This window comes from Solibacillus isronensis, assembly GCF_900168685.1.
GTDB lineage: Bacteria > Bacillota > Bacilli > Bacillales_A > Planococcaceae > Solibacillus > Solibacillus isronensis_A.
On sequence record NZ_FVZN01000014.1, the window covers coordinates 1,301,957 to 1,321,737 of the forward strand.

The following is a 19,781-nucleotide window of genomic DNA, read 5'->3' on the forward strand; positions in this document are numbered from 1 at the left end:
AGCAACCAGTAGTGATTAAATATGTTAATTGAAATGGATGGGTATGATCAGCAAGTGCTGTTATCCGGACCAAGCTATACATTAGAGCAGTTAAACAAATTTTATAGACTAGCAAAAAAGCAGGCAACCTCAAGCATAGAAATTGCACAGTTTTTTTGTTCAAAATATCAATTTAGCCGTATTCCGTATGATGCAACTCTTCAGGTGGCATTTGTGATTGATACCGATACAGGGCGGGTCTATTCACCGACATATTAAAAATTAGGGGTAAGGTGAGTTGAGTTGGTAAAAGGAAATATATTGAAACTAATAAGTAATGTAATCGTATATTAGGTACAGGATAATCTCGGGAGGTATTGAAAATGGTGGGGGTATTTTTATCGATTATTATTATATATGGAGTTTTAATATGGACCTATTTCTACCCAGAAGAAAGTTTATTATGGGGAAAACGCGGGATGTTCAAAGAAGAACCTCAATTAACTGAGAGAGTAATTCGCAATACAAAATTGAAAGCCTTAATAAGTATTATTGTAATAACGTTAATCATTATTATTTTTATATTTACTCAATTTTAATAAGTAGAAAACATAGGCAAAAATCAAGAGCCATTTTTATTGGTGCTCATTCATTGTTACTAATAGACTTCAAAAGGGGAGCCGTACGCATAGCATATAGTATGCTAACCCTAACACCCCCAGATTTTTTTAGTAACTCTTAACCTAACTTGAAATGCAGTTTAACCATGACAAACTACTTTGATAAAATTAATCGAATGGAGTAAAAAAGGGTTTTATCTGAATCGAGGAACCATATTATTACAATTCATGTCTATATTAGAAATGTAAGTAAAATGGTTTGGAGGCAAAATGATGTGGTTATTAATAGGAATTATTGCAATAGTGGCAACTTTTATAAACTTGTTTATGTACATTACAGGTAAGGATTACAAACTTGCGATGGCAATGGGGCTATCATTTACAGCACTTACCCTCTGTGCCGAATACACGCTGATTTCGGATTGGGTGGAAGTAAAAGATTGGGCGGCTATAGAAGATGTAGTACCAGGTATGGAAAGGGCATTATGGTTTTTAACGAGTATTTCTATCTTATTAAATATAGCACCGATATTTCTAGAGAGAAAAAGAAATAAAAGTAAATAACGTATTTCCAAAATCGGTGCTCTTTATAAAGAACGAGTGGAACCATATGTATTTGATAGCATTAAAAGACTTTAATTTAAAATCTTTTATGCTATTTTTTTTCACAAATCACCGGAGACCAAAATCCGTCTTTCTTTATCACAACTTCTTCCACCTGATCGAAGTTTTCAAAGCACTTCTCAATAATAAGTTCATTTGCTTGGTGATTCTTATAAATTTGGTTAAATGTTATACCGCCAATAGTTAGAATAAGAATACTTCCAACTATGGCGATTAACTTACTAAGTTTATTATTCAACGGCAATATCTCCTTTATTTTAAAACCATTAATACTTTTTCTCAGTACTCATCTATTGAACGAAATACTGATAAAATAATTTATCCACTTGTAATATAGGGAAACTCTCAGGTAATTCGTTAGGATTAATTCCTGTAAATCCATTCTTCTCATAAAATCGGTGAGCGGCTAAAAATTGAGGTGTAGTTCCTAGATAGATAACCTCTACTGAATGTTCTTTGGCCCATTCGATTGCAGTGTTTAACAAAAGACTTGCGGTTTTAAATTTTGCTCCGCGATAATTTTTATCCACAAACATCTTCCTTAATGCAACTTGGTGGTTACCTAAATCTAAAAGGCTTATTGTACCAACTACTTTATCATTATAGATAGCTACCCAAAAGTTACCATTTCCTGTCTGATAAAATTCTTTTACTTTGAACAGATCGGGTTGATCATCTTTAGTTATCGGAATGTTGTATTCCTGCTGCTGAATATGAAGAATTAAATCTACCACTTGAGCTTGATATTCATTACTATACTGTTTCACAATGGGGGAGTTCATCTTCTGTTTACACCGCCTATAAATATATTTATTTTCTAAATTTTACAGTATAAATCATTTTTGGCAAACCTATAATTAACTACCCGTTCTCATATACTAAAGTAAATAGTAAACGATGATCTTAATCAAAATCATAAATTAACTTGCTCTACTTGAATATCACATGGTTGAAAAAAGGATCAGATGGGGAGTTTTAATACTTTCAAAGATATACGTTACTGGATTCTTCTAGTTCCATTCTTAATCATCTTAGTCCTGTATTTTTTGGAAAAGCCATATGTTTCATCACTTGCAATTATTATTTTTCCGACATTATTTTGGTCTACATATCATCTTTGGAGATATTTTGGAGATAAAAAGAAGAGAAATGCTATGGAAAGTAGAATCGACTTGTAACTTGCTTGAGATGTCGTCAGAAAAGCTTTTGAGTTTTTTCATTGTAAACATCAAATAGCCCCCACCTTAAATTAGATGGAGGCATATGGCTATTGTCGCTTCTTCGTTTTCTTATTATTAAGTCTCTCGGCAGCTGTCAATGGTTCGTTTGCCAGTTCGTGATCAAGCTCCCTTGATAAATTTTTTCTTATTGCTTGCTCATCACTAGTGCTGCGATTGTTTTTATTGTTAGAACTCACTATACACACCTCCATGATTGTAGTTTGCCACCTGGTGTCCTGAGTATGCATTTTAGTTAAACCTACAATATCGTTACTAGGAACCATAGTTACTGAACAATTGATGCTTAGGATTTTTAATAATGCTTAAATTAATTTTAAAGTCTATAATTATGTAAATTAAACGAGTATCGGATAAAGTTCCTCTTGAAAGCTTGTTAGACATAGCTAATTCAATTGATTAATGATCAAATTATTTAGCTCTTAAATATTTTATTTATTTAATGGCTATAAATACTCTAATGTCATTTTCCCATTAATTCTACTTCAATTAACGAAAGCTATTCTTCAATCGAAGAGTAGCTTTTTTTATTTTAATAAAGGGCGTATGCTAGGTTTCAATACAAGAAATTCTCATTAGAAAAAATTTTTTTATTTTTTGTAAACTTTTTGATGAAAAGAGACTCTTTAATAGTGAAAGCTTTAGAAAGGAGTACCTATGGATTCGCATCTCTTGTTGGAAATATATAAAAAGCAAGCAAAGATGATTTATTTTTATTTAAAAAAGAACGGCTGTAGTCATGAAGATGCAGAAGATATTGTTCAGGAAAGCTATACGAAATTCATTGCTTATAGCAATGCTGTTCCTTCCCATAAAGCGCTTTCCTATATTTTTACGATTTCCATGAATGAATTTAAAAAATTATTAAGGAAACAGGGCAAGGAACAAATTATTTTGATTAACGATAATAGTTTCTGGAACAATTTTGCTGATGACCAGGATACGGAACTGAGTGTATTAACGCTTGAAATGAAGCATGAAATCACAATTGTATTGGAAGGTATTCAAGAAATCTTTAAACAACTTTTACTATTAAAGTATGAACTTGAACTTAGTTATAAAGAGATTGCTTTATTATTGGGCATGAAGGAAGAAACGGTCAGAACTTATTTATTTCGAGCAAGAAAAGAATTTCAAAAGAAGTGGAGGGAGCTACATGAATGATTTTCCGGATGATCTTTTTGATGAAAAGAAAATCAAGAAAGCAGTAAGAAGAGGGAAATTGAAGACAATTATTACTGTTATTATCATTTCTATTTTTGTATTCGGTGTTTTAAACATAGCTAATTCTGCAATTATGGCAAACTATAGTGAAAAGGCATTTAAGCAGTGGGATGCTTATGTCCGTCTCAGCACGCCAAACGGTTACATAAGTGAAACAGTTGATTCAAGAGGTATATTAGGTGGTATAAGCAACTATGAAATTTCAAAAGACTTTAAAATCAAACCGGTCGTTATCGAACGAAAACAATACTCATTTGGTCTGATTCCATCTGTTTTAATATCTAGGGGCTCAGGTGGCAAAATAGGTATTACAGGTGAAGATTGGCAATTTGGCTATAAAGAAAATGGTTGGCGAGAAATGCTGTTTTTCCATCCGAATGTATCCTACAAAAAATATAAAGATGATAAAGAACAGATTGAACTTATGCAAGGTAATAAAATTTATGAAGTAGCGCTATCTTTTGATCAGCCTTACAAACCAAGTGAGCTTTTCATACAGCTTCCCGAAATGACATGGTTTTGGATAGATACTTATAGTAGTGAACAATTAAACGAGTTTCAACAAGAGGCAAAAGAATATGATTGGTCTTCAACATTTATTAGAGAAAAAGAAGCACTGGGATTCTCAATAAACAGTCCTTATATTTCAATCCATGATTTAGAAGGTGAGTACGAACAATTTCTAGAATTACTGCAAATTAGTATCTCTCCTGATCATCAGAAAGTTTATAACAAGATGAAAAATATCAAGTTAGAGGATGTAGAAATATTAGGGGCAGTTGTTTATGGAACAAAGGAAGAAATAGGAGATATATTAAAAGAGCCGATTATAAAAGCTTCATCAATAGGTGGAGTCATTGAAAACTATTAGTTGATGTGAATTTAATATTCTTCGGAAAAGTAATTGAATTTTCACTAAAAAAGTGTTTATTTCGTAAAATCAGCTAGTAGAACATATTGGTATAAGGATTTGAGTGTTGATCTTGCATAGAATAAAATTTTGCGAAAAGTAAAAAAGGGGCTGGGACAAAACCCGCCTCAAAATCAAAAGCCGTTCAAGTTTTACGATGAGTAAAGTTTGAACGGCTTTATTATTGTGTGTCTACTATGTAGCCGTTGTTCTCCGTTACGGCGGACGCTTTCCTGGGGGCACGGCTCGAGCCTGTAGTCTCTCCCACGTGCTTGTCCCCTGGGAGTCGCCGCCTTCACTCCGAACAACTAATTTTTCTTCTATATCAAGTAAATCTCTGCATAATTTCAGGCGTGAAAAAGGGACATTCTCTGTTAAAATTTAAGTATCCTACCACCAAATTTTAAACGAAAGAAGTGTCCCTATGTTTAAAGATTATAACATGAATCAACTTATTTTACCGCTAGATTTAGAAGTAAAGTTACATAATAATGATATTGCCTTTTCCATCCACCATTTGGTCGAAAGCATACCGAACCAAGCTTTCGCTCCTTTTATTCACCATACTGGTTGTCCATCGTATCATCCACGTATGATGCTAAAGCTGATTTTATGCGGTTACACACAATCCACTTTTTCAGGAAGAAAAATAGAGGATCTGACAAGAGACAGTATCCGTATGATGTGGCTTGCCCAAGGATATGAACCAAGTTATCGCACTATTAACCGTTTTCGTGTACATCCCAATATGAAGGAACTCATTCGCCAATGTTTTGTACAATTCCGTTGTCAGCTAGTTGAAGAAAAACTCATTGATCAAGAAGCGATTTTTATCGATGGCACAAAGATTGAGGCAAATGCCAATAAGTTCACATTTGTTTGGAAAAAATCAGTGGAAAAACATCATACCAACCTCGTAGGAAAATCAAATAAACTTTACGATGAGTTATTGGAACATCAAATTATTCCTGAAATCAAACGTGAAACGGATGAACAGTTATCAATAGAAGAGTTAACACAAGTAGCACATCACCTAGAAGAAGTAGTCGACGACTATACGAGCAAAATAGAGCATTCTGATGATGTCATTGAGCGAAAAAAATTACGTAGCGAACGAAAAACACCGAAGCAAATACTCAAACAAGTACATGATTGGATTATAAGAAAACAGAAATATGAGAAGGATTTTAAAGTGTTTGGTACACGCAACAGTTATTCAAAGACAGATCACGAAGCAACATTTATGCGGATGAAAGATGACTATATGCAAAACGGCCAATTGAAGCCAGGTTATAATGTACAAATCGCTACTGAAGGTCAATACACACTCGCTTATGATGTATTTCCAAATCCAACAGACACGAAAACACTTATTCCATTTCTTAATAAAATTGAGGAAAGTTATTTTGAGCTACCAAAACATATTGTAGCGGATGCCGGATACGGCAGTGAACAGAATTACCATGATATTCTTAACAATCGAAAACGAACACCACTCATTACATTTAATCAGTACTTGAATGAACAGAAGCGAAAATACAAAAATGATCCTTTTAAGACAAGCAATTGGGTGTATGAGAAAGAAAACGATGCATACATTTGTCCAAATGAAAAGAGATTAAGATTCCAATATAATTCTGTTCGTACGGATAAAGCAGGTTTCCAAAGAGAATTTAAAATCTATGAATGTGAAGAATGTACAGGATGTCCTTTCCGTACAAAATGTACGAAAGCTGCGGAAGGGAAAAATCGTAGACTCATGATTAACGAGAATTGGGAACAACAAAAAGAAGAAGTAAGAGCGAAGCTTTCAGAAGAAAAAACGGCTGCCATTTATCGTCAACGTAAAATTGACGTGGAACCAGTTTTTGGATTCTTGAAGGCTAATTTGTGTTTCCGCCGATTTTCAGTTCGTGGAAAATCGAAGGTTACTAACGAAATAGGCTTGGCATTAATGGCCACAAATTTAAGGAAATATGCGGTAAGAGGATAATGCCTCTCCGAATATTTTCTTTATAAAGCGCAAAAAGAGAAATTGCATTGTGCAATTTCTCTTTTTGCGTGAACTGAAACTAATTCTGTCCCAGCCTCTTTTGTTTTATGGAAACGAAAACCCCCTGCTATGCGGGGGGTTCTAAAAAGCTTTTAGCTATGGACAAAAAAAATACTCCAGTCGTACAATAAAATCAGGTCTGGTCAACCGATTACGTACGAAAGGAGCTCCAATATTGGATAATAAAAGTTTAGCACATACAACATGGAATTGTAAGTATCACATCGTGTTTGCGCCAAAATACAGAAGAAGAATGATCTATGGGAAAATAAAAGCAGATATCGGTAAAATATTACGTCAACTGTGTGAAAGAAAAGGCGTAGAGGTTATTGAAGCTACAGCGTGTCCCGATCATATACATATGTTAGTGAGTATTCCACCGAAGCTTAGTGTATCTGCGTTTGTGGGTTATCTTAAAGGGAAAAGCAGTTTGATGATATTCGATCGACATGCAAATTTGAAATATAAATATGGCAACCGAAAATTTTGGTGTCGAGGATATTATGTGGATACAGTAGGGCGAAACAGAAAAGTCATTCAAGAATATATAAAAAATCAATTGCAGGAAGATCTGCTGGAAGATCAGATGACAATGAAAGAATTTATTGACCCATTCACAGGGGAAGAACTAAATCGAAGAAAAAAATAAGTACACCGCTTTAGCGGTAGTCGGAAACGTAGTGCGGTTGGCAGACCTTTCAGAGCGTCTTTAGACGTGGGCCAGTAACCCAGCGTTTCACGCGCAGAGAAAACCACCAGTTCAACTGGTGGTTTTTATTTCGTTTCCAATTGGAACGGTATTTTACAAATCAGCGCACAGTACAAAACTATTTAACGAAAGTAGAGGCTTTGTTTGCTCATTCATTAAATAGGCATAACTATGGATTAAGGACTGAATTTTAGTCGGAACTTCCGAAAATTCATTTAGCAAGTAATTGCTGTAGTCGACTTCCCAAGATCCGTCCTGCAAATAGCTGGCATCGACTGTTTGTCCAACATTGATTTTAAAGCCTTCGCTAAGCATAAGTTCCTTTATTTGCGTTTTATGAAAGAGATTTTGGATATTCCCTTCATTTTCTGTAAATGCTGTATAGAGCGCCGCAATATTGGCTGCGCAAAAGTGCGCACGCTGATCGTCCGATGTATAATCGATGTCCCATTCAGCAAAACAGATACGATCTGCCACTTGCTTGATCTTTTGAAAGTAATTCTTTAACAGTTCGCTACTTTCGAAATACCATGAACAATGGGATAGAACAACGACATCAAATTTCTCGTCGAACTCCATTTGCAAAAAGTCGGTTTCGTAGTGGAAATCGATTCGATGTCCTAATGGGGATTGTGAAATCGTTTCTGCTGCTTCACCTAATGTGATTGGTGCACCATATTCAGTTGAGGCAATGTCGATGGCAACGACACTGCCAGTTTCTCCGACGGCATCTGCCAATACAACAGTAGTGTCACCTTGCCCGCATCCGATTTCAAGTACTTTCATACCTTTCTCAATTTGAAAGGTTTTTACTAGCTCAATACGATGTGTTAATTGTGTACGTTGTATTGTATCGTCCCCGATAATTTTCATGCAGTTTAATAAATGTTCCAATGTTTTTCAGCTCCAATAATGATTGATTATTGAGCCAATTTTTCAGCTCAATATTAATTCTGAACGTTCAACCATTTCACTAACATCAATTCATCGACTCCTTTTCAATAATTCTATTAAAACATTGCATGGAGTCAGTGGACAATAGTTATTTATAAACAAGGGAAAATTAAAATTTTTTTACGTTTACAATGAAGAAATTTGTTTAGATTCCTTAAAAACCGAACATTTATATTAAAATTAAATAAAATATTCGTTTTATGGTTGACAACGTTTTCATTGTTTTGTAAAGTAACAGATGTCGAATGATTATTATAAAAAACACGAAAAATGTTCGTATTTAGGAGTGTAGTGAAATGATAGATACAGTATTTGATTATGAAGATATTCAATTAATCCCTGCAAAGTGCATAGTGAAAAGTCGTACAGAATGCGATGCAACAGTAACTTTGGGTAACCATACATTTAAACTTCCGGTAGTTCCGGCAAATATGCAAACAATTATTGATGAGCAATTAGCAGAAAAATTAGCTGCTCAAGGCTATTTCTATATTATGCACCGTTTCCAACCTGAAAAGCGTGCGCAATTTATCCGCGATATGCAGAGCAAAGGCTTGATTGCATCGATTTCTGTCGGTGTAAAAGATGAAGAGTATACATTTATCGAAGAGCTAAAAGATGCTAAGCTTGTACCGGATTATATTACGATTGATATCGCACACGGTCATTCAAACCAAGTCATCGAAATGATCGGTCATATTAAAAAGCATTTACCGAACAGCTTTGTAATTGCAGGAAATGTCGGTACTCCTGAAGCAGTACGTGACCTTGAAAATGCAGGTGCGGATGCGACAAAAGTTGGGATTGGCCCAGGTAAAGTATGTATTACGAAAATTAAAACTGGTTTTGGTACAGGCGGCTGGCAGTTGGCAGCACTTCGCTGGTGTGCAAAAGCTGCTTCAAAACCGATTATCGCGGACGGCGGTATTCGTACACATGGCGACATTGCTAAATCAGTGCGTTTCGGGGCATCAATGGTGATGATCGGTTCACTATTTGCAGGTCACGAAGAATCACCTGGCCAAACAGTGGAAATTGACGGCAAACAAGTGAAAGAATATTTCGGTTCCGCATCGGAATTCCAAAAAGGCGAGCGTAAAAACGTTGAAGGCAAGAAAATGTACGTCGATTCAAAAGGTTCGATTTTTGATACGTTAACTGAAATGGAACAAGATCTGCAGTCATCAATTTCATATGCAGGTGGTAAAACATTATCTGCAATCCGTAACGTTGATTATGCGATTGTTAAAAATTCAATTTTCAATGGCGATAAAATTTAATTTATTTTATTGCGCGTAAGACGTTATCCCTGGCGAATTTCAACATCATTACGCTAAAGTGAAATTTAAATTTTCTGATAATAAGTGTTGACATTTTATTTCATTGCCGGTAAACTTCATTTCAAGGTAATATCTTAGGCAATGATTGGAAGTAGTAAATAGCTTGTATACTTTAAGAGAGCCAGTGGGTGGTGCAAACTGGCAGATACAACTGTTGAACTCGTCCATGAGCTACAACCCGAAATTAAGTAGGGAAGTCGGAAGTCTCCGTTAAAAGACAGGCAAACTATTTGTCGTTAAGTGGAATGTTTCAGCAATGGACATTCAATTTAGAGTGGTACCGCGAGTCTAACCTCGTCTCTATGGAAATTTTTCATAGAGGCGAGTTTTTTTATTTTTATTTTCGGTTTTAAAATCATTTGAGAAGAAAAGGGGTTATGAGAATGAGTAGAAAAATTTGGGTTTTTGATACGACATTACGTGATGGTGAGCAAGTGCCTGGGGCTAAACTGAATTTATATGAAAAAGTGGAAATTGCCCAGCAGTTAAAAAAGCTCGGTGTTGATATTATTGAAGCCGGATTCCCAGCGTCTTCACAAGGTGATTTTGAAGCGGTAAAAGCTGTGGCACAGAAGGTTGGCCAAAATTCAAACATGATGATCACTGCACTTGCCCGTGCTGTTAAAGATGATATTGATTCAGTATATAATGCAGTGAAATATGCCAATAATCCAATGATCCATATGGTTTTAGGGACATCCGATATTCATGTGGAGAAAAAGTTCAGTAAATCGAAAGACCAGATCCTGCAAATCGGGGTAGATGCGGTAAAATACGCGAAATCGTTACTGCCACAAGTACAATATTCAACGGAAGACGCATCCCGCTCTGATTTTGAATACCTTTGGAAAACGATTGAAGCGGTCATGAAGGCCGGCGCTACAATGATCAATGTACCGGATACAGTCGGGTATGCTGAACCGGAACAGTGGGGCGAGATGATTGCCAAACTGAACTACCGAATGAAAAACCTGGACGATTCCGTACTGCTTTCAGTTCACTGTCACAACGATTTAGGTATGGCGACTGCCAATACGTTAGCGGCGATCAAAAACGGTGCCGATAAAATAGAAGTGACGATGAACGGTATTGGTGAACGTGCCGGAAATGCTGCATTAGAAGAAGTCGTTATGGCGATTAAAACACGCGGTGACGTTTACGATGTGTTTACAGATATTAATACGAAAGAAATTATGAATACATCTCGCTTAGTGTCTAGCTTTATGGGTCTTGATGTGCAAGTGAACAAAGCGATTACAGGAGATAACGCCTTTGCCCATTCATCAGGTATTCACCAGGACGGCTTACTGAAATCACGTGATGCATATGAAATCGTTCATCCTGAAGATGTAGGTCTAGATGATATGGAGCTAGTATTAACAGCACGCTCTGGTCGTCATGCGGTGAAAAATGCGCTGTCCAAACTTGGCTTTGATGATTTCTCAGATGAGGAATTTGAAGGCATTTTTGAAAGCTTCCTGAAATTAGCTGATTCGAAAAAAGAAGTTTACAACCATGATTTATATGTCATTGTTGAAAGCTACTATGAAAAAACAGAGAAGAACAATCCAAATAAGGAATCATACTCTGATCAGTTTTATGATATTGAAGACTTACAGATTATTTCAAACGCTGCCTTCCCGTCTGCCAGCGTAAAAATCCGCCGCGGGGAAGATGTATTCAAATCAAGTGCGGTCGGCTCCGGTCCGATTGACGCCCTTTACTCAGCGATAGCGGATGTTACAGGCATTAAAGTTAAGCTTGTCGAATACAACATCAGCTCCGTATCACGCGGCCAAGAAGCGTTAGGGAAAGTAAAAATTATTATCGAATACGGCGGTGAAAATTATATCGCAAAAGCAGCAGATACTGATATTTTAAAAGCATCTGCAATGGCCTATATTAATGCGGTAAACAGTGTGATTGTCGCAAAAATTGCCCCGCAACCAGTAACGACGACTGCTACAGTATAAACAGGTTGAAGTGAAAATTACAGGCAGTCCAAATTTTACGATATGTAAAGTTTGGATTGCTTTTTTATTTGTAATGCTACTGATGATTACCAGCTGCACTGAAATGAATCCGACCTCACCAAAAAAGTAGTGCCCTTGACGAATCAATTGGCACTACTTCATTAAAACTATATTATTTATTGAACTGTTCTATTAATAGACGGTAGCTGTTCAGACGCTGGTCGATCGTATATAGATTACAGTTGATCATCGCTTCATCAAAGCCGTAATATGCCTGTTCTTCTCTAATCTGATTCGCAACATCTTCGGCAGAACCGATCAGCATTAGCGAACGGTTTTCTTCCAAAATCATTTTATCCATTTCTGTAAGCGGATAGTCATTTGCTTCTTCAGGAGAAAGTACAGTCAGGAGCTTACCACGCATTAAGTTCAGGCGGGTAATTTGCATCGGCATCGATAAGTATTCCGCTTCTTCAGCCGTTTCAGCTACACTGATTGCATAAGTCGTAATAATTTGTGGCTGTTCCATAAAGTATGAAGGCTGGAAACTGTTACGGTATGCATCGAAAATCCCTTTAGACATTTGTCCATTGAAGAACTGGGCAAAGGAATAGCCGACGCCCGCTTCACCAGCTTTTTTCGCACTTTGTCCGCTTGATCCAAGCAGCCAGCTTTGCGGAAGCTGTATTTTGAAAGGAGCGGCTACAACATTATCATAAACCGCTTCACCTGTACGCTGTTCATTCATTAAACGTAAAATAACTTCGAGTTTATCATATTGTTCCGTCAGGTCAGGTCTGCGTCCACTTGCAAGCGCAGTCATTGCGGGCATATCCCCGCCAGGAGCGCGGCCTGCACCGAAATCTATACGACCTGGTGCCAACGCTGCCAATGTTTTAAACACTTCAGCCACTTTATATGGAGAATAATGCATCATCATTATGCCGCCCGTTCCTACACGGATACGCTCTGTTTTCGCAGCAACATAGGCAGCTGTTACTTCAGGCGCGGAGCTGGCAAGGGAAGTTGTGTTATGGTGCTCCGCAAACCAGATTCGTTCATAACCGTGCTCATCACCAAGTTGGGCAAGCTTCACTGCATTAGCTAGTGCTTCGGTTGATGTCATGCCTTTGGAGATAGGTACTTGATCTAATATACTAAGTTTCATTGAAATTCACCTCAACTGTTCGTTACAGTTTACGATAACGAATTGAACGGCAAATGTAAAATTATTGGCCTCTCGTATAGGCCTTAATGATCGCAAGACGTTCGCGAATACGTGATTTTGTATTGACGACTTTTGGAGTAGGAGCTGCCACTACATCTGCCTTTAGACCGAGTTTTCGGGCGAGAATTGTCGCTCGTTTCAAATGGAAATCATTTGAAATAATCGTGATGCTTACAATATTTGCGGGCAACATTTTTTTTGCGAACAACAAATTTTCATATGTTGTTGTAGACTGATCTTCCAATAAAACTCTACTTTCAGCAATCCCATGTTCGATTAAATAATCAGCCATCACCGACGCTTCCGTTCGATCTTCATCGGCACCCTGGCCACCTGTAACAATCGCTTTTACAGTGGGATATTTTTGAAGATAATCCACTGCCGCATCTAAACGGTTTTTTAATGACTGGGAAGGGATGCCGCCTGGTTTTACTTTTGCGCCTAAGATGACAACATATTCATTTGAACCGTCTGCCTCATTTTTTAACGCTGCATTCATTTCATAGTCAAGCCAGTAGAAAATTAACACGAGTATAATTAAAATAAATAATAGTGCAAAAATAATTCTTTTCAAAAAAATCCCCCCTTTATGTAGTATACGATGCATAAAGGGGGAATGTTTCGCTATTGCGGAAGAATTATGAAATGGCTTCTTTTTCTTCTCGAATGACTCTGCGCTGTTGTCGTACTTGAACGGACAAGTAGTTGATATAGCGGATAAAAACGTAAAATACAATAATTGCAGAGAATGTTAATTGAAAATAAAAATACGTTTCCAGCCAACTTGTCGACATCCCGTTTTGCTCGAAATAATGAATGACACCATAAGTGGCAGTAGCAGAAATAACTAATGGGAACGTAAAGGCAGCATAGCTTGGATAAAAAGGTAGCTGTAATGCGCTCGGTAATTTCGACAGTACTAAAAGATACAATATTTGCGCGAAAATGAATAATGTCAGAACAATCCCGAATTGACTTTCAAACTGCTGGAAATATGCAGCTAAACTGATCGAAGCGGGTGCGGTTAAAATCGTCAGCATCGGAATCGTAGGCTCCGGCAAATCTTTTCTAATAAATACACGGAAAATAAGAATCGGCACTAACACAATGAAGGCGCATATCGCAAAAATAACAATCGCTTTTGTGAAGACACCTGAAAGATCACTCGCTGTTAAAGGCATAACAGCTGTTCCGACAAACATAATAAGCCAGCTTGGATAAACATCCGAAATCGTAATCCGTTTTTTCCAAATGAATGTTCGAATAAAGTAAAAGATAATAAAGATTTGAGTCGTTGCAGCAAGAATCCAGATCATATGTATAACGAATTCACTTACACCGTAATAGTGCAAACCACTACTTATCGATAATGTCCCCATCGTAAAAGTGGGGGATACTGACGCAATAATCGGGTTTTGCATTTCAGCAAGGATACTGGAAAACGCAAAAATCAGTTTTCCAATAATTAATAGAAATAAAAAGATTCCTATAAAAAAACAGACGTGACCGAAAGTGGCTTTGTCCATACTTAAAAATAAATTTCCCAATGAAACCAGACCGAGCATTAACCCACTGATTGGAATTGGGACTACTTGAAATAAATTTCTCACAATGGCCTCCAAAATATAACAACAATGTGCACAAACTACGAAAATATTCATAAAATGTACACATTGTTTCTGCTAACTCTATTCTACTGCGTAATTTTTAATCCGACAACCGCAATAATAATAAACGAAATAAATAGAATTCTCTTCCAGTCTTTGGATTCGTTATAGATAAACATCCCTACAAGCGTGCCGCCGACTGTACCGATCCCTGTCCATACAGCATAGGCAACTCCCATAGGCAATTCTTTCATTGCCATTGAAAGGAGCGAGAAACTGAAAATAAAGGAACCGATCAGAAATGCATAGGAGCCGAATGATTTTTTCTGGGCAACTTTGTTCATTCCGATAACACCGCCGACTTCAAAAAGACCGGCAAAAATTAAATATACCCAAGCCATTATGCATCCCTCGCTTCTTCCGGTTCATTTGAAATGAGTTTTAACCCAATAACACCGATTAATAATAATCCAATAAAGCCGATTTTTGTTAAGCTGAACGGTTCGTTGAAAATGACCGTTTCCGCTATGACTGTACCGGCAGTACCAATTCCCGTAAACACTGCATAAACGGTTGCAACCGGCAGTTTTTCTGTTGCGATAATTAAAATATAAAATGATATTACAATTAATGCGGCAACGCCAACCCATAGCCACACTGTATGTGCGTATTTCAGTCCCATCGCCCAAACAATTTCAATGATGCCTGCCAATAGGACGAGTATCCAGTATTTTGTCATGATGTCTACACCTCAGCTCTTATTCCTCTGTAATATATTGTCCATCCTGCCTGCAAACGCTTTTCACACCGTTCACTTCCACCATAAAGCATTTCGACATAAAGGCTATCAAGCAATGCCAAAAAGCCGATTGCTGCTTCATTCGCTGAAACGGACAATTTTTGTTCTTTTAAATAATCCGTGAATAGCCTTTCTAATTCGTCCAAATAAATGTACGTTTGTTCACTTAACTGCTGCTCCAAATGTTGCGGCATTAAGAAAATCGAACGCATGAAAAATTTAGTTTCCGCAAATGATTCAAAGCGTTGCTGAAAAGATTGCAGAAATGGCAGTAATACTTTTTCGACAGGAAGTTGTAGATGTTTTGCGATAAATTCTTTTGCAAATAACAGTTCAGCTTCCATTGCCTGTTTCGAAATCGATAGATAGAGCGCATCTTTACTTTTAAAATACGTATAGATCGATTGTTTTCGTATTCCTACTTCTTCCGCGATTTGGGCAAGTGATCCGCCACTGTAGCCATGTTCACTGAAATTAAGCAGAGCGGACTGTATTATTTTCTCTTTAGTCACATTATCACCTTCCTGACGTTCGTAAGGTAAGCGTAACAAAAATTGATTGCGATTGCAAACGAGTTGGATTACAGTGGTTAAAAAGAGGTGAGTACAATGGAGCGTTGCAGTTGGGTAAAGCTGGATGAACCTATTTATGTGAAATATCATGACGAAGAGTGGGGCGTCCCCGTTTATGACGACCGGAAGCTGTTTGAAATGCTCTGTCTCGAAGGGGCACAGGCAGGCTTAAGCTGGTTGACAATATTAAAAAGAAGAGAAGGGTATTTGGCTGCATTTGATCAGTTTGATGCGGAAAAGATTGTACAATACGATGAAGATAAACTTGAAGCATTAAGAAATGATGAACGTATTATCCGCAATCGGCTGAAAATTAAAAGTGTCGTCACGAATGCTGAAAGCTTTTTGGCTATTCAAAAACAATACGGCTTCTTTTCAAATTATATTTGGTCTTTTGTTGATGGTAAGCCGCTGATCAATTCATGGGAATCGTCCGCGCAAGTACCGATTACGACAGAAATAAGCGACCGTATGAGCAAGCAGCTAAAAAAAGACGGATTCAAATTTGTCGGCAGCACAATTTGCTACTCCTATATGCAGGCAGTAGGCATGGTGAATGACCATACAACGAATTGCCATTGTTTCAAAAGGTAAAAGAGGGGGCGGGCTCCCACAGGAAAAGGACACGGAGTTTCTGACCCCAATTTTTATAAATAATCGATTTGAGGATTATAAACTTGAAAGTTAGGATTAACAAACAAGAATTGAGGATTAAGCATGAGCAAGTGAGGATTATATAACCCGAAGTGAGGATTATTTTGCTGGAATTGAGGAATATATTTTGGAACAACAACAGGCTGTGTCAGAAGTTTAAGGTTCATTCGGTTCTGCAGATATTAAAACAGCCTTTTTACTTTTCTTGATTTCGTAATTAAAAAAATACTCTTTTTCTAACTCAAAAGAATAATCATGATTTTTGGGAATAGCGATTTCTTTTGTTTCTCCTCCCCAATTTTCTATGATAATCGAATTTTCCTTTATTTCCTTAACAACAGCAAACTCTGCAATTACAGTAGTACTGCATCCAAACCAAATAATAACTGGAACAATGAGTAATAAAAGAAGTTTTTTCAAAATTATCTCCTCTGTAATTTTTTAATTTACGCATGCACGTTAAATCGAATTAGAACAATAAATGCTGAAAAAGGGATACAGTTAATATAATTGCCGTTAATGTTCCTGCGGATAATAAAGTGATCATCTTTCGTCTATCAACCTCTTTAATAGGTTTTATCGCTTCTTTAGATACAGTAATCCATATTACAGTTGATATTATGGCTAGTACTATTAGAGCTTCAGTGGACATTAATAATTCCTCCCCAGTAATTCTAGTTTTTTATCGCTTGTTCTACATATGTTAAAAAATTATTATAATTAGACTTACCTTCAAAATATCGCTTCACTTCAAAGATGGGGCACAATACGTTATCCATTTTTTTAGAATAAAGAACAGACTCATCTTCAACACTCAATACATAATTATTTAAATGTACGGTATTTTCTTTTACTGAATTAAAATCAAACCAGCGATATTGCCCGTCTTTGTGATTTTTTATTACTTCGCCTAAATAGGCACCAATACGAGTGATAAAATTATCTGAGTGCTCTTTTAAAAGCTGCTGTCCAAATTCAGTATGGATTAACCTTTCAGCGTACTCATTGACGAGACGAACACTATCTATTGAATAATCCAAATTAGCTTTCGTTAAATGATCCTGATCCCATTGATCTGGTGAAACATCTTTAAATAACAATTCCGCATTATATTTCTTATCATTTTTAATTAGTCTAGGCTTTAAGAAAAACACAATTCCCACCTCATCTTGAATCTGACCTGTTGACCCCAATTATATCAGTTATACATAAAAAAAAGACAAAACATTTTAGTCGCACTAAAAATGTTTTGTCTTCTCTTTTTTTAGTTTTGCCTTACTTCACAAGCATTGCAGGGCATTGCACGCGCTTCATCACTTTATGTGATACGCTGCCTAACACCATTTCCTGCAGGCTGTTTAATCCGCGACTTCCGATCACCACTAAATCGACATTTTGCGTGTTGGCAAATTTGATGATTTCAGGTCCTGGTGAGCCGTGAATGATTTCCACTTTATAACGGACTTGATGCTCATTGAACAGTTCCTCGATCGGTACGAGCTTTCGACGACGTTCCATGTAAAGACTTTCGATGGAGCTTGAATGCAATACATCCGTCTTCGCTTTTTCCATATCGATGATAAAAATGATGGTCACCAATGTTTCAGCATTTATTTGGGCTATTTTTAAAGCTTCTTTTGCCGCACGTATCGAGTTTTGCGAACCATCAGCGGCCAGTAAAATATGTTGATACATAAGCCACCTCCTAATCGATTAATGTCGTACCGGTTAACTTCTTCAATAGCTGTTTACTTGACTCATCAATATTCAAGTAGGTTACTTCTATATTTTTCGCTTTCAACTGATCTTTCACCTTCATTAAAGCACCGATTGCCGAGTCATCCCACACTTTACATAGTGAGAAGTCGATGACAATTGATGACTGCTCATCTTGAACAGTTTTGAAATAGTTAATAAAACCTTCCGTTGAAGCGAAGAATAGTTGCCCTTTGACAAAGTATGTTTTCCCTTGCTGTGAAATACTTACACGTGAGATTTCGTTTACGAAAAACAGGGCGCTGACAATAATACCTGCTACAACACCTAACGCTAAGTTATGTGTATACAGGACAACCGCGATTGTAAGAAGCATAACAAACACATCTTTTTTCGGTGCTGTCACAGCATATTTGAATGATTGCCAGTCAAATTGGGTAATACATACTACAACCATTACACCGGCAAGTACCGGCATTGGAATTTGAACGACATAATCGCCCAAAACGAGTATTAAAAACATTAAAAATACACCAGCAACAAAAGTGGAGAGTCGGCCACGTCCGCCGGATTTTACGTTAATAACAGATTGTCCGATCATCGCACAGCCGGCCATACCACCGAAGAAACCGTTAATAACATTGGCGATCCCTTGTCCGCGCGCTTCTTTATTTTTATCGCTTTCAGAAGCCGTCATATCATCCAAAATTGATGCAGTCAGTAATGATTCGACCAATCCGACAACAGCCAGAGCCAATGAATAAGGTAAAATAATCATTAACGTTTCAAAATTAAAAGGAATATCAGGTATTAAAAATGATGGCAATGATTGTGTAATTGTTCCCATATCTCCGACTGTATTTAAATTAAAGCCTGAATAAATAGCTACTGCCGATAAAATAACTACGGCAATGAGCGGGGCGGGAATACCTTTAATGACAAAAGGAATTACGTAAATAAGTACAATTGTCGCCAGAAGAAACGCCCAAGTAACGAAGTCGCCGCCAATAAAGTGCGGTGTTTGTGCCATGAATACCAAAATCGCCAATGAATTCACAAAGCCGATCATTACCGCATTCGGAATAAACTTCATCAGGCGTGCAATTTTCAGCATTCCGAAAATGATTTGGATAATTCCAGTTAAAATCGTTGCAGCGAGTAAATACTGCAATCCATGGTCTTTAACAAGCGAGACGATAACGAGAGCCATTGCTCCTGTTGCAGCGGAAATCATCGCAGGACGACCACCGACAAAGCTGATTGTTACAGCGATTACAAATGAGGCATAGAGTCCGACCATCGGATCTACACCGGCTAAAATAGAAAAAGCAATTGCTTCAGGGATGAGGGCAAGTGCGACAACAAGTCCTGCCAGCACATCTGAGCGTACATTCCCAAACCATTGCTCACGGATATTGTACATATATTGTGTAGCTCCTTTTAAATATTCTTCTACTATAATAGCATGCAAATCAAGCCCGGCAATAGCAACATTATGATGGATTTTAATTTCCTGAATAAAATTTCCATGTGTTAATACCTAGTCGACGTTTTATTGATTAAGTATGAGGAACCAATTAT

25 protein-coding genes and 1 other annotated feature are annotated in these 19,781 nt (G+C 37.1%); of the genes, 10 read left to right on the forward strand and 15 right to left on the reverse strand.

Going from position 1 to position 19,781, the window contains the following annotated elements; genetic code table 11:
• Nucleotides 1–33: 33 nt before the first annotated feature.
• From B5473_RS15010 to B5473_RS15020, 3 genes are all read left to right on the forward strand, one after another.
• The gene (locus B5473_RS15010) at nucleotides 34–258 is read left to right on the forward strand and encodes a hypothetical protein (RefSeq protein WP_139377747.1); all 225 of its coding nucleotides are present in this window, start codon (nucleotides 34–36) and stop codon (nucleotides 256–258) included.
• 104 nt (nucleotides 259–362) lie between these two features.
• On the forward strand, nucleotides 363–578 hold the full coding sequence (locus B5473_RS15015) for a hypothetical protein (protein ID WP_254865341.1): 216 nt from the start codon (nucleotides 363–365) through the stop codon (nucleotides 576–578).
• A gap of 294 nt (nucleotides 579–872) precedes the next feature.
• On the forward strand, nucleotides 873–1,163 hold the full coding sequence (locus B5473_RS15020) for a hypothetical protein (protein ID WP_079526563.1): 291 nt from the start codon (nucleotides 873–875) through the stop codon (nucleotides 1,161–1,163).
• 91 nt (nucleotides 1,164–1,254) lie between these two features.
• Here B5473_RS15020 and B5473_RS15025 read toward each other — a convergent pair whose 3' ends face one another.
• The 3 genes from B5473_RS15025 to sspO form a co-directional block, all read right to left on the reverse strand.
• Entirely contained in the window at nucleotides 1,255–1,461 is a 207-nt protein-coding gene (locus tag B5473_RS15025; protein ID WP_079526564.1) for a hypothetical protein, read from the reverse strand.
• Between the two features lie 52 nt (nucleotides 1,462–1,513).
• Nucleotides 1,514–2,005: a GNAT family N-acetyltransferase gene (locus B5473_RS15030; protein WP_079526566.1), complete on the reverse strand. Its 492-nt coding sequence runs from the start codon at nucleotides 2,003–2,005 to the stop codon at nucleotides 1,514–1,516.
• Between the two features lie 485 nt (nucleotides 2,006–2,490).
• Nucleotides 2,491–2,640 (reverse strand): small acid-soluble spore protein O, encoded by a 150-nt coding sequence (gene sspO / locus B5473_RS15040; RefSeq protein WP_251688123.1) that lies wholly within the window; start codon nucleotides 2,638–2,640, stop codon nucleotides 2,491–2,493.
• 496 nt (nucleotides 2,641–3,136) lie between these two features.
• Between sspO and B5473_RS15045 the strand changes: the two genes are divergently transcribed.
• The 4 genes from B5473_RS15045 to tnpA all read left to right on the forward strand — a co-directional run bounded on the left by B5473_RS15045 (nucleotide 3,137) and on the right by tnpA (nucleotide 7,297).
• Complete coding sequence (locus B5473_RS15045; RefSeq protein ID WP_254865342.1) at nucleotides 3,137–3,625, forward strand: RNA polymerase sigma factor; 489 nt, start codon at nucleotides 3,137–3,139, stop codon at nucleotides 3,623–3,625.
• Nucleotides 3,618–4,556: an anti sigma factor C-terminal domain-containing protein gene (locus B5473_RS15050; protein WP_079526574.1), complete on the forward strand. Its 939-nt coding sequence runs from the start codon at nucleotides 3,618–3,620 to the stop codon at nucleotides 4,554–4,556. The genes B5473_RS15045 and B5473_RS15050 overlap by 8 nt, the downstream gene beginning before the upstream one ends.
• Nucleotides 4,557–5,019: 463 nt before the next feature.
• Nucleotides 5,020–6,588 (forward strand): IS1182 family transposase, encoded by a 1,569-nt coding sequence (locus tag B5473_RS15055; protein WP_079526576.1) that lies wholly within the window; start codon nucleotides 5,020–5,022, stop codon nucleotides 6,586–6,588.
• 235 nt (nucleotides 6,589–6,823) lie between these two features.
• On the forward strand, nucleotides 6,824–7,297 hold the full coding sequence (gene tnpA / locus B5473_RS15060) for an IS200/IS605 family transposase (RefSeq protein ID WP_139377748.1): 474 nt from the start codon (nucleotides 6,824–6,826) through the stop codon (nucleotides 7,295–7,297).
• A 153-nt stretch (nucleotides 7,298–7,450) separates the two neighbouring features.
• Here tnpA and B5473_RS15065 read toward each other — a convergent pair whose 3' ends face one another.
• Nucleotides 7,451–8,230, reverse strand: a complete 780-nt coding sequence (locus B5473_RS15065) for a class I SAM-dependent methyltransferase (RefSeq protein WP_254865343.1) — start codon at nucleotides 8,228–8,230, stop codon at nucleotides 7,451–7,453.
• A 380-nt stretch (nucleotides 8,231–8,610) separates the two neighbouring features.
• Between B5473_RS15065 and guaC the strand changes: the two genes are divergently transcribed.
• Together guaC and B5473_RS15075 are read left to right on the forward strand one after the other, a co-directional pair.
• A complete protein-coding gene (gene guaC, locus B5473_RS15070) occupies nucleotides 8,611–9,591 on the forward strand; it encodes a GMP reductase (protein WP_079528754.1) in 981 nt (326 codons plus the stop codon).
• A gap of 132 nt (nucleotides 9,592–9,723) precedes the next feature.
• Nucleotides 9,724–9,956, forward strand: a binding site (T-box leader).
• Nucleotides 9,957–10,034: 78 nt separating this feature from the next.
• The gene (locus B5473_RS15075; protein WP_079526582.1) at nucleotides 10,035–11,624 is read left to right on the forward strand and encodes a 2-isopropylmalate synthase; all 1,590 of its coding nucleotides are present in this window, start codon (nucleotides 10,035–10,037) and stop codon (nucleotides 11,622–11,624) included.
• A gap of 172 nt (nucleotides 11,625–11,796) precedes the next feature.
• Here the strand turns inward: B5473_RS15075 and B5473_RS15080 are convergent, their stop codons facing one another.
• The 6 genes from B5473_RS15080 to B5473_RS15105 form a co-directional block, all read right to left on the reverse strand.
• Nucleotides 11,797–12,792 carry an LLM class flavin-dependent oxidoreductase gene (locus B5473_RS15080; protein WP_079526584.1) on the reverse strand — a complete coding sequence of 332 codons (996 nt, stop codon included), beginning with the start codon at nucleotides 12,790–12,792 and terminating at the stop codon, nucleotides 11,797–11,799.
• Nucleotides 12,793–12,853: 61 nt separating this feature from the next.
• Nucleotides 12,854–13,426, reverse strand: coding sequence for a YdcF family protein (locus B5473_RS15085; protein ID WP_079526587.1), 573 nt, complete (start codon nucleotides 13,424–13,426; stop codon nucleotides 12,854–12,856).
• Nucleotides 13,427–13,490: 64 nt separating this feature from the next.
• Nucleotides 13,491–14,462 carry a TDT family transporter gene (locus tag B5473_RS15090; RefSeq protein ID WP_079526589.1) on the reverse strand — a complete coding sequence of 324 codons (972 nt, stop codon included), beginning with the start codon at nucleotides 14,460–14,462 and terminating at the stop codon, nucleotides 13,491–13,493.
• Between the two features lie 83 nt (nucleotides 14,463–14,545).
• Nucleotides 14,546–14,860, reverse strand: coding sequence for a DMT family transporter (locus B5473_RS15095; protein WP_079526591.1), 315 nt, complete (start codon nucleotides 14,858–14,860; stop codon nucleotides 14,546–14,548).
• Nucleotides 14,860–15,198 (reverse strand): DMT family transporter, encoded by a 339-nt coding sequence (locus B5473_RS15100; RefSeq protein ID WP_079526593.1) that lies wholly within the window; start codon nucleotides 15,196–15,198, stop codon nucleotides 14,860–14,862. The genes B5473_RS15095 and B5473_RS15100 overlap by 1 nt, the downstream gene beginning before the upstream one ends.
• Before the next feature lie 5 nt (nucleotides 15,199–15,203).
• Complete coding sequence (locus B5473_RS15105) at nucleotides 15,204–15,770, reverse strand: TetR/AcrR family transcriptional regulator (RefSeq protein WP_079526595.1); 567 nt, start codon at nucleotides 15,768–15,770, stop codon at nucleotides 15,204–15,206.
• A gap of 96 nt (nucleotides 15,771–15,866) precedes the next feature.
• Here B5473_RS15105 and B5473_RS15110 point away from each other — a divergent pair, with 96 nt between their 5' ends.
• On the forward strand, nucleotides 15,867–16,424 hold the full coding sequence (locus B5473_RS15110; RefSeq protein WP_079526597.1) for a DNA-3-methyladenine glycosylase I: 558 nt from the start codon (nucleotides 15,867–15,869) through the stop codon (nucleotides 16,422–16,424).
• Between the two features lie 216 nt (nucleotides 16,425–16,640).
• On the opposite strand, the gene B5473_RS15115 is transcribed toward B5473_RS15110, so the two are convergent.
• The 5 genes from B5473_RS15115 to B5473_RS15135 form a co-directional block, all read right to left on the reverse strand.
• Nucleotides 16,641–16,904 carry a glycosyl transferase gene (locus B5473_RS15115; protein WP_079526599.1) on the reverse strand — a complete coding sequence of 88 codons (264 nt, stop codon included), beginning with the start codon at nucleotides 16,902–16,904 and terminating at the stop codon, nucleotides 16,641–16,643.
• 49 nt (nucleotides 16,905–16,953) lie between these two features.
• The gene (locus B5473_RS15120) at nucleotides 16,954–17,136 is read right to left on the reverse strand and encodes a hypothetical protein (protein WP_079526601.1); all 183 of its coding nucleotides are present in this window, start codon (nucleotides 17,134–17,136) and stop codon (nucleotides 16,954–16,956) included.
• A 22-nt stretch (nucleotides 17,137–17,158) separates the two neighbouring features.
• Nucleotides 17,159–17,677: a hypothetical protein gene (locus B5473_RS15125; protein ID WP_254865344.1), complete on the reverse strand. Its 519-nt coding sequence runs from the start codon at nucleotides 17,675–17,677 to the stop codon at nucleotides 17,159–17,161.
• An 82-nt stretch (nucleotides 17,678–17,759) separates the two neighbouring features.
• On the reverse strand, nucleotides 17,760–18,179 hold the full coding sequence (locus B5473_RS15130) for a universal stress protein (RefSeq protein ID WP_079526605.1): 420 nt from the start codon (nucleotides 18,177–18,179) through the stop codon (nucleotides 17,760–17,762).
• Nucleotides 18,180–18,189: 10 nt separating this feature from the next.
• Nucleotides 18,190–19,623 carry a SulP family inorganic anion transporter gene (locus tag B5473_RS15135; RefSeq protein WP_079526607.1) on the reverse strand — a complete coding sequence of 478 codons (1,434 nt, stop codon included), beginning with the start codon at nucleotides 19,621–19,623 and terminating at the stop codon, nucleotides 18,190–18,192.
• Nucleotides 19,624–19,781 lie beyond the last annotated feature (158 nt).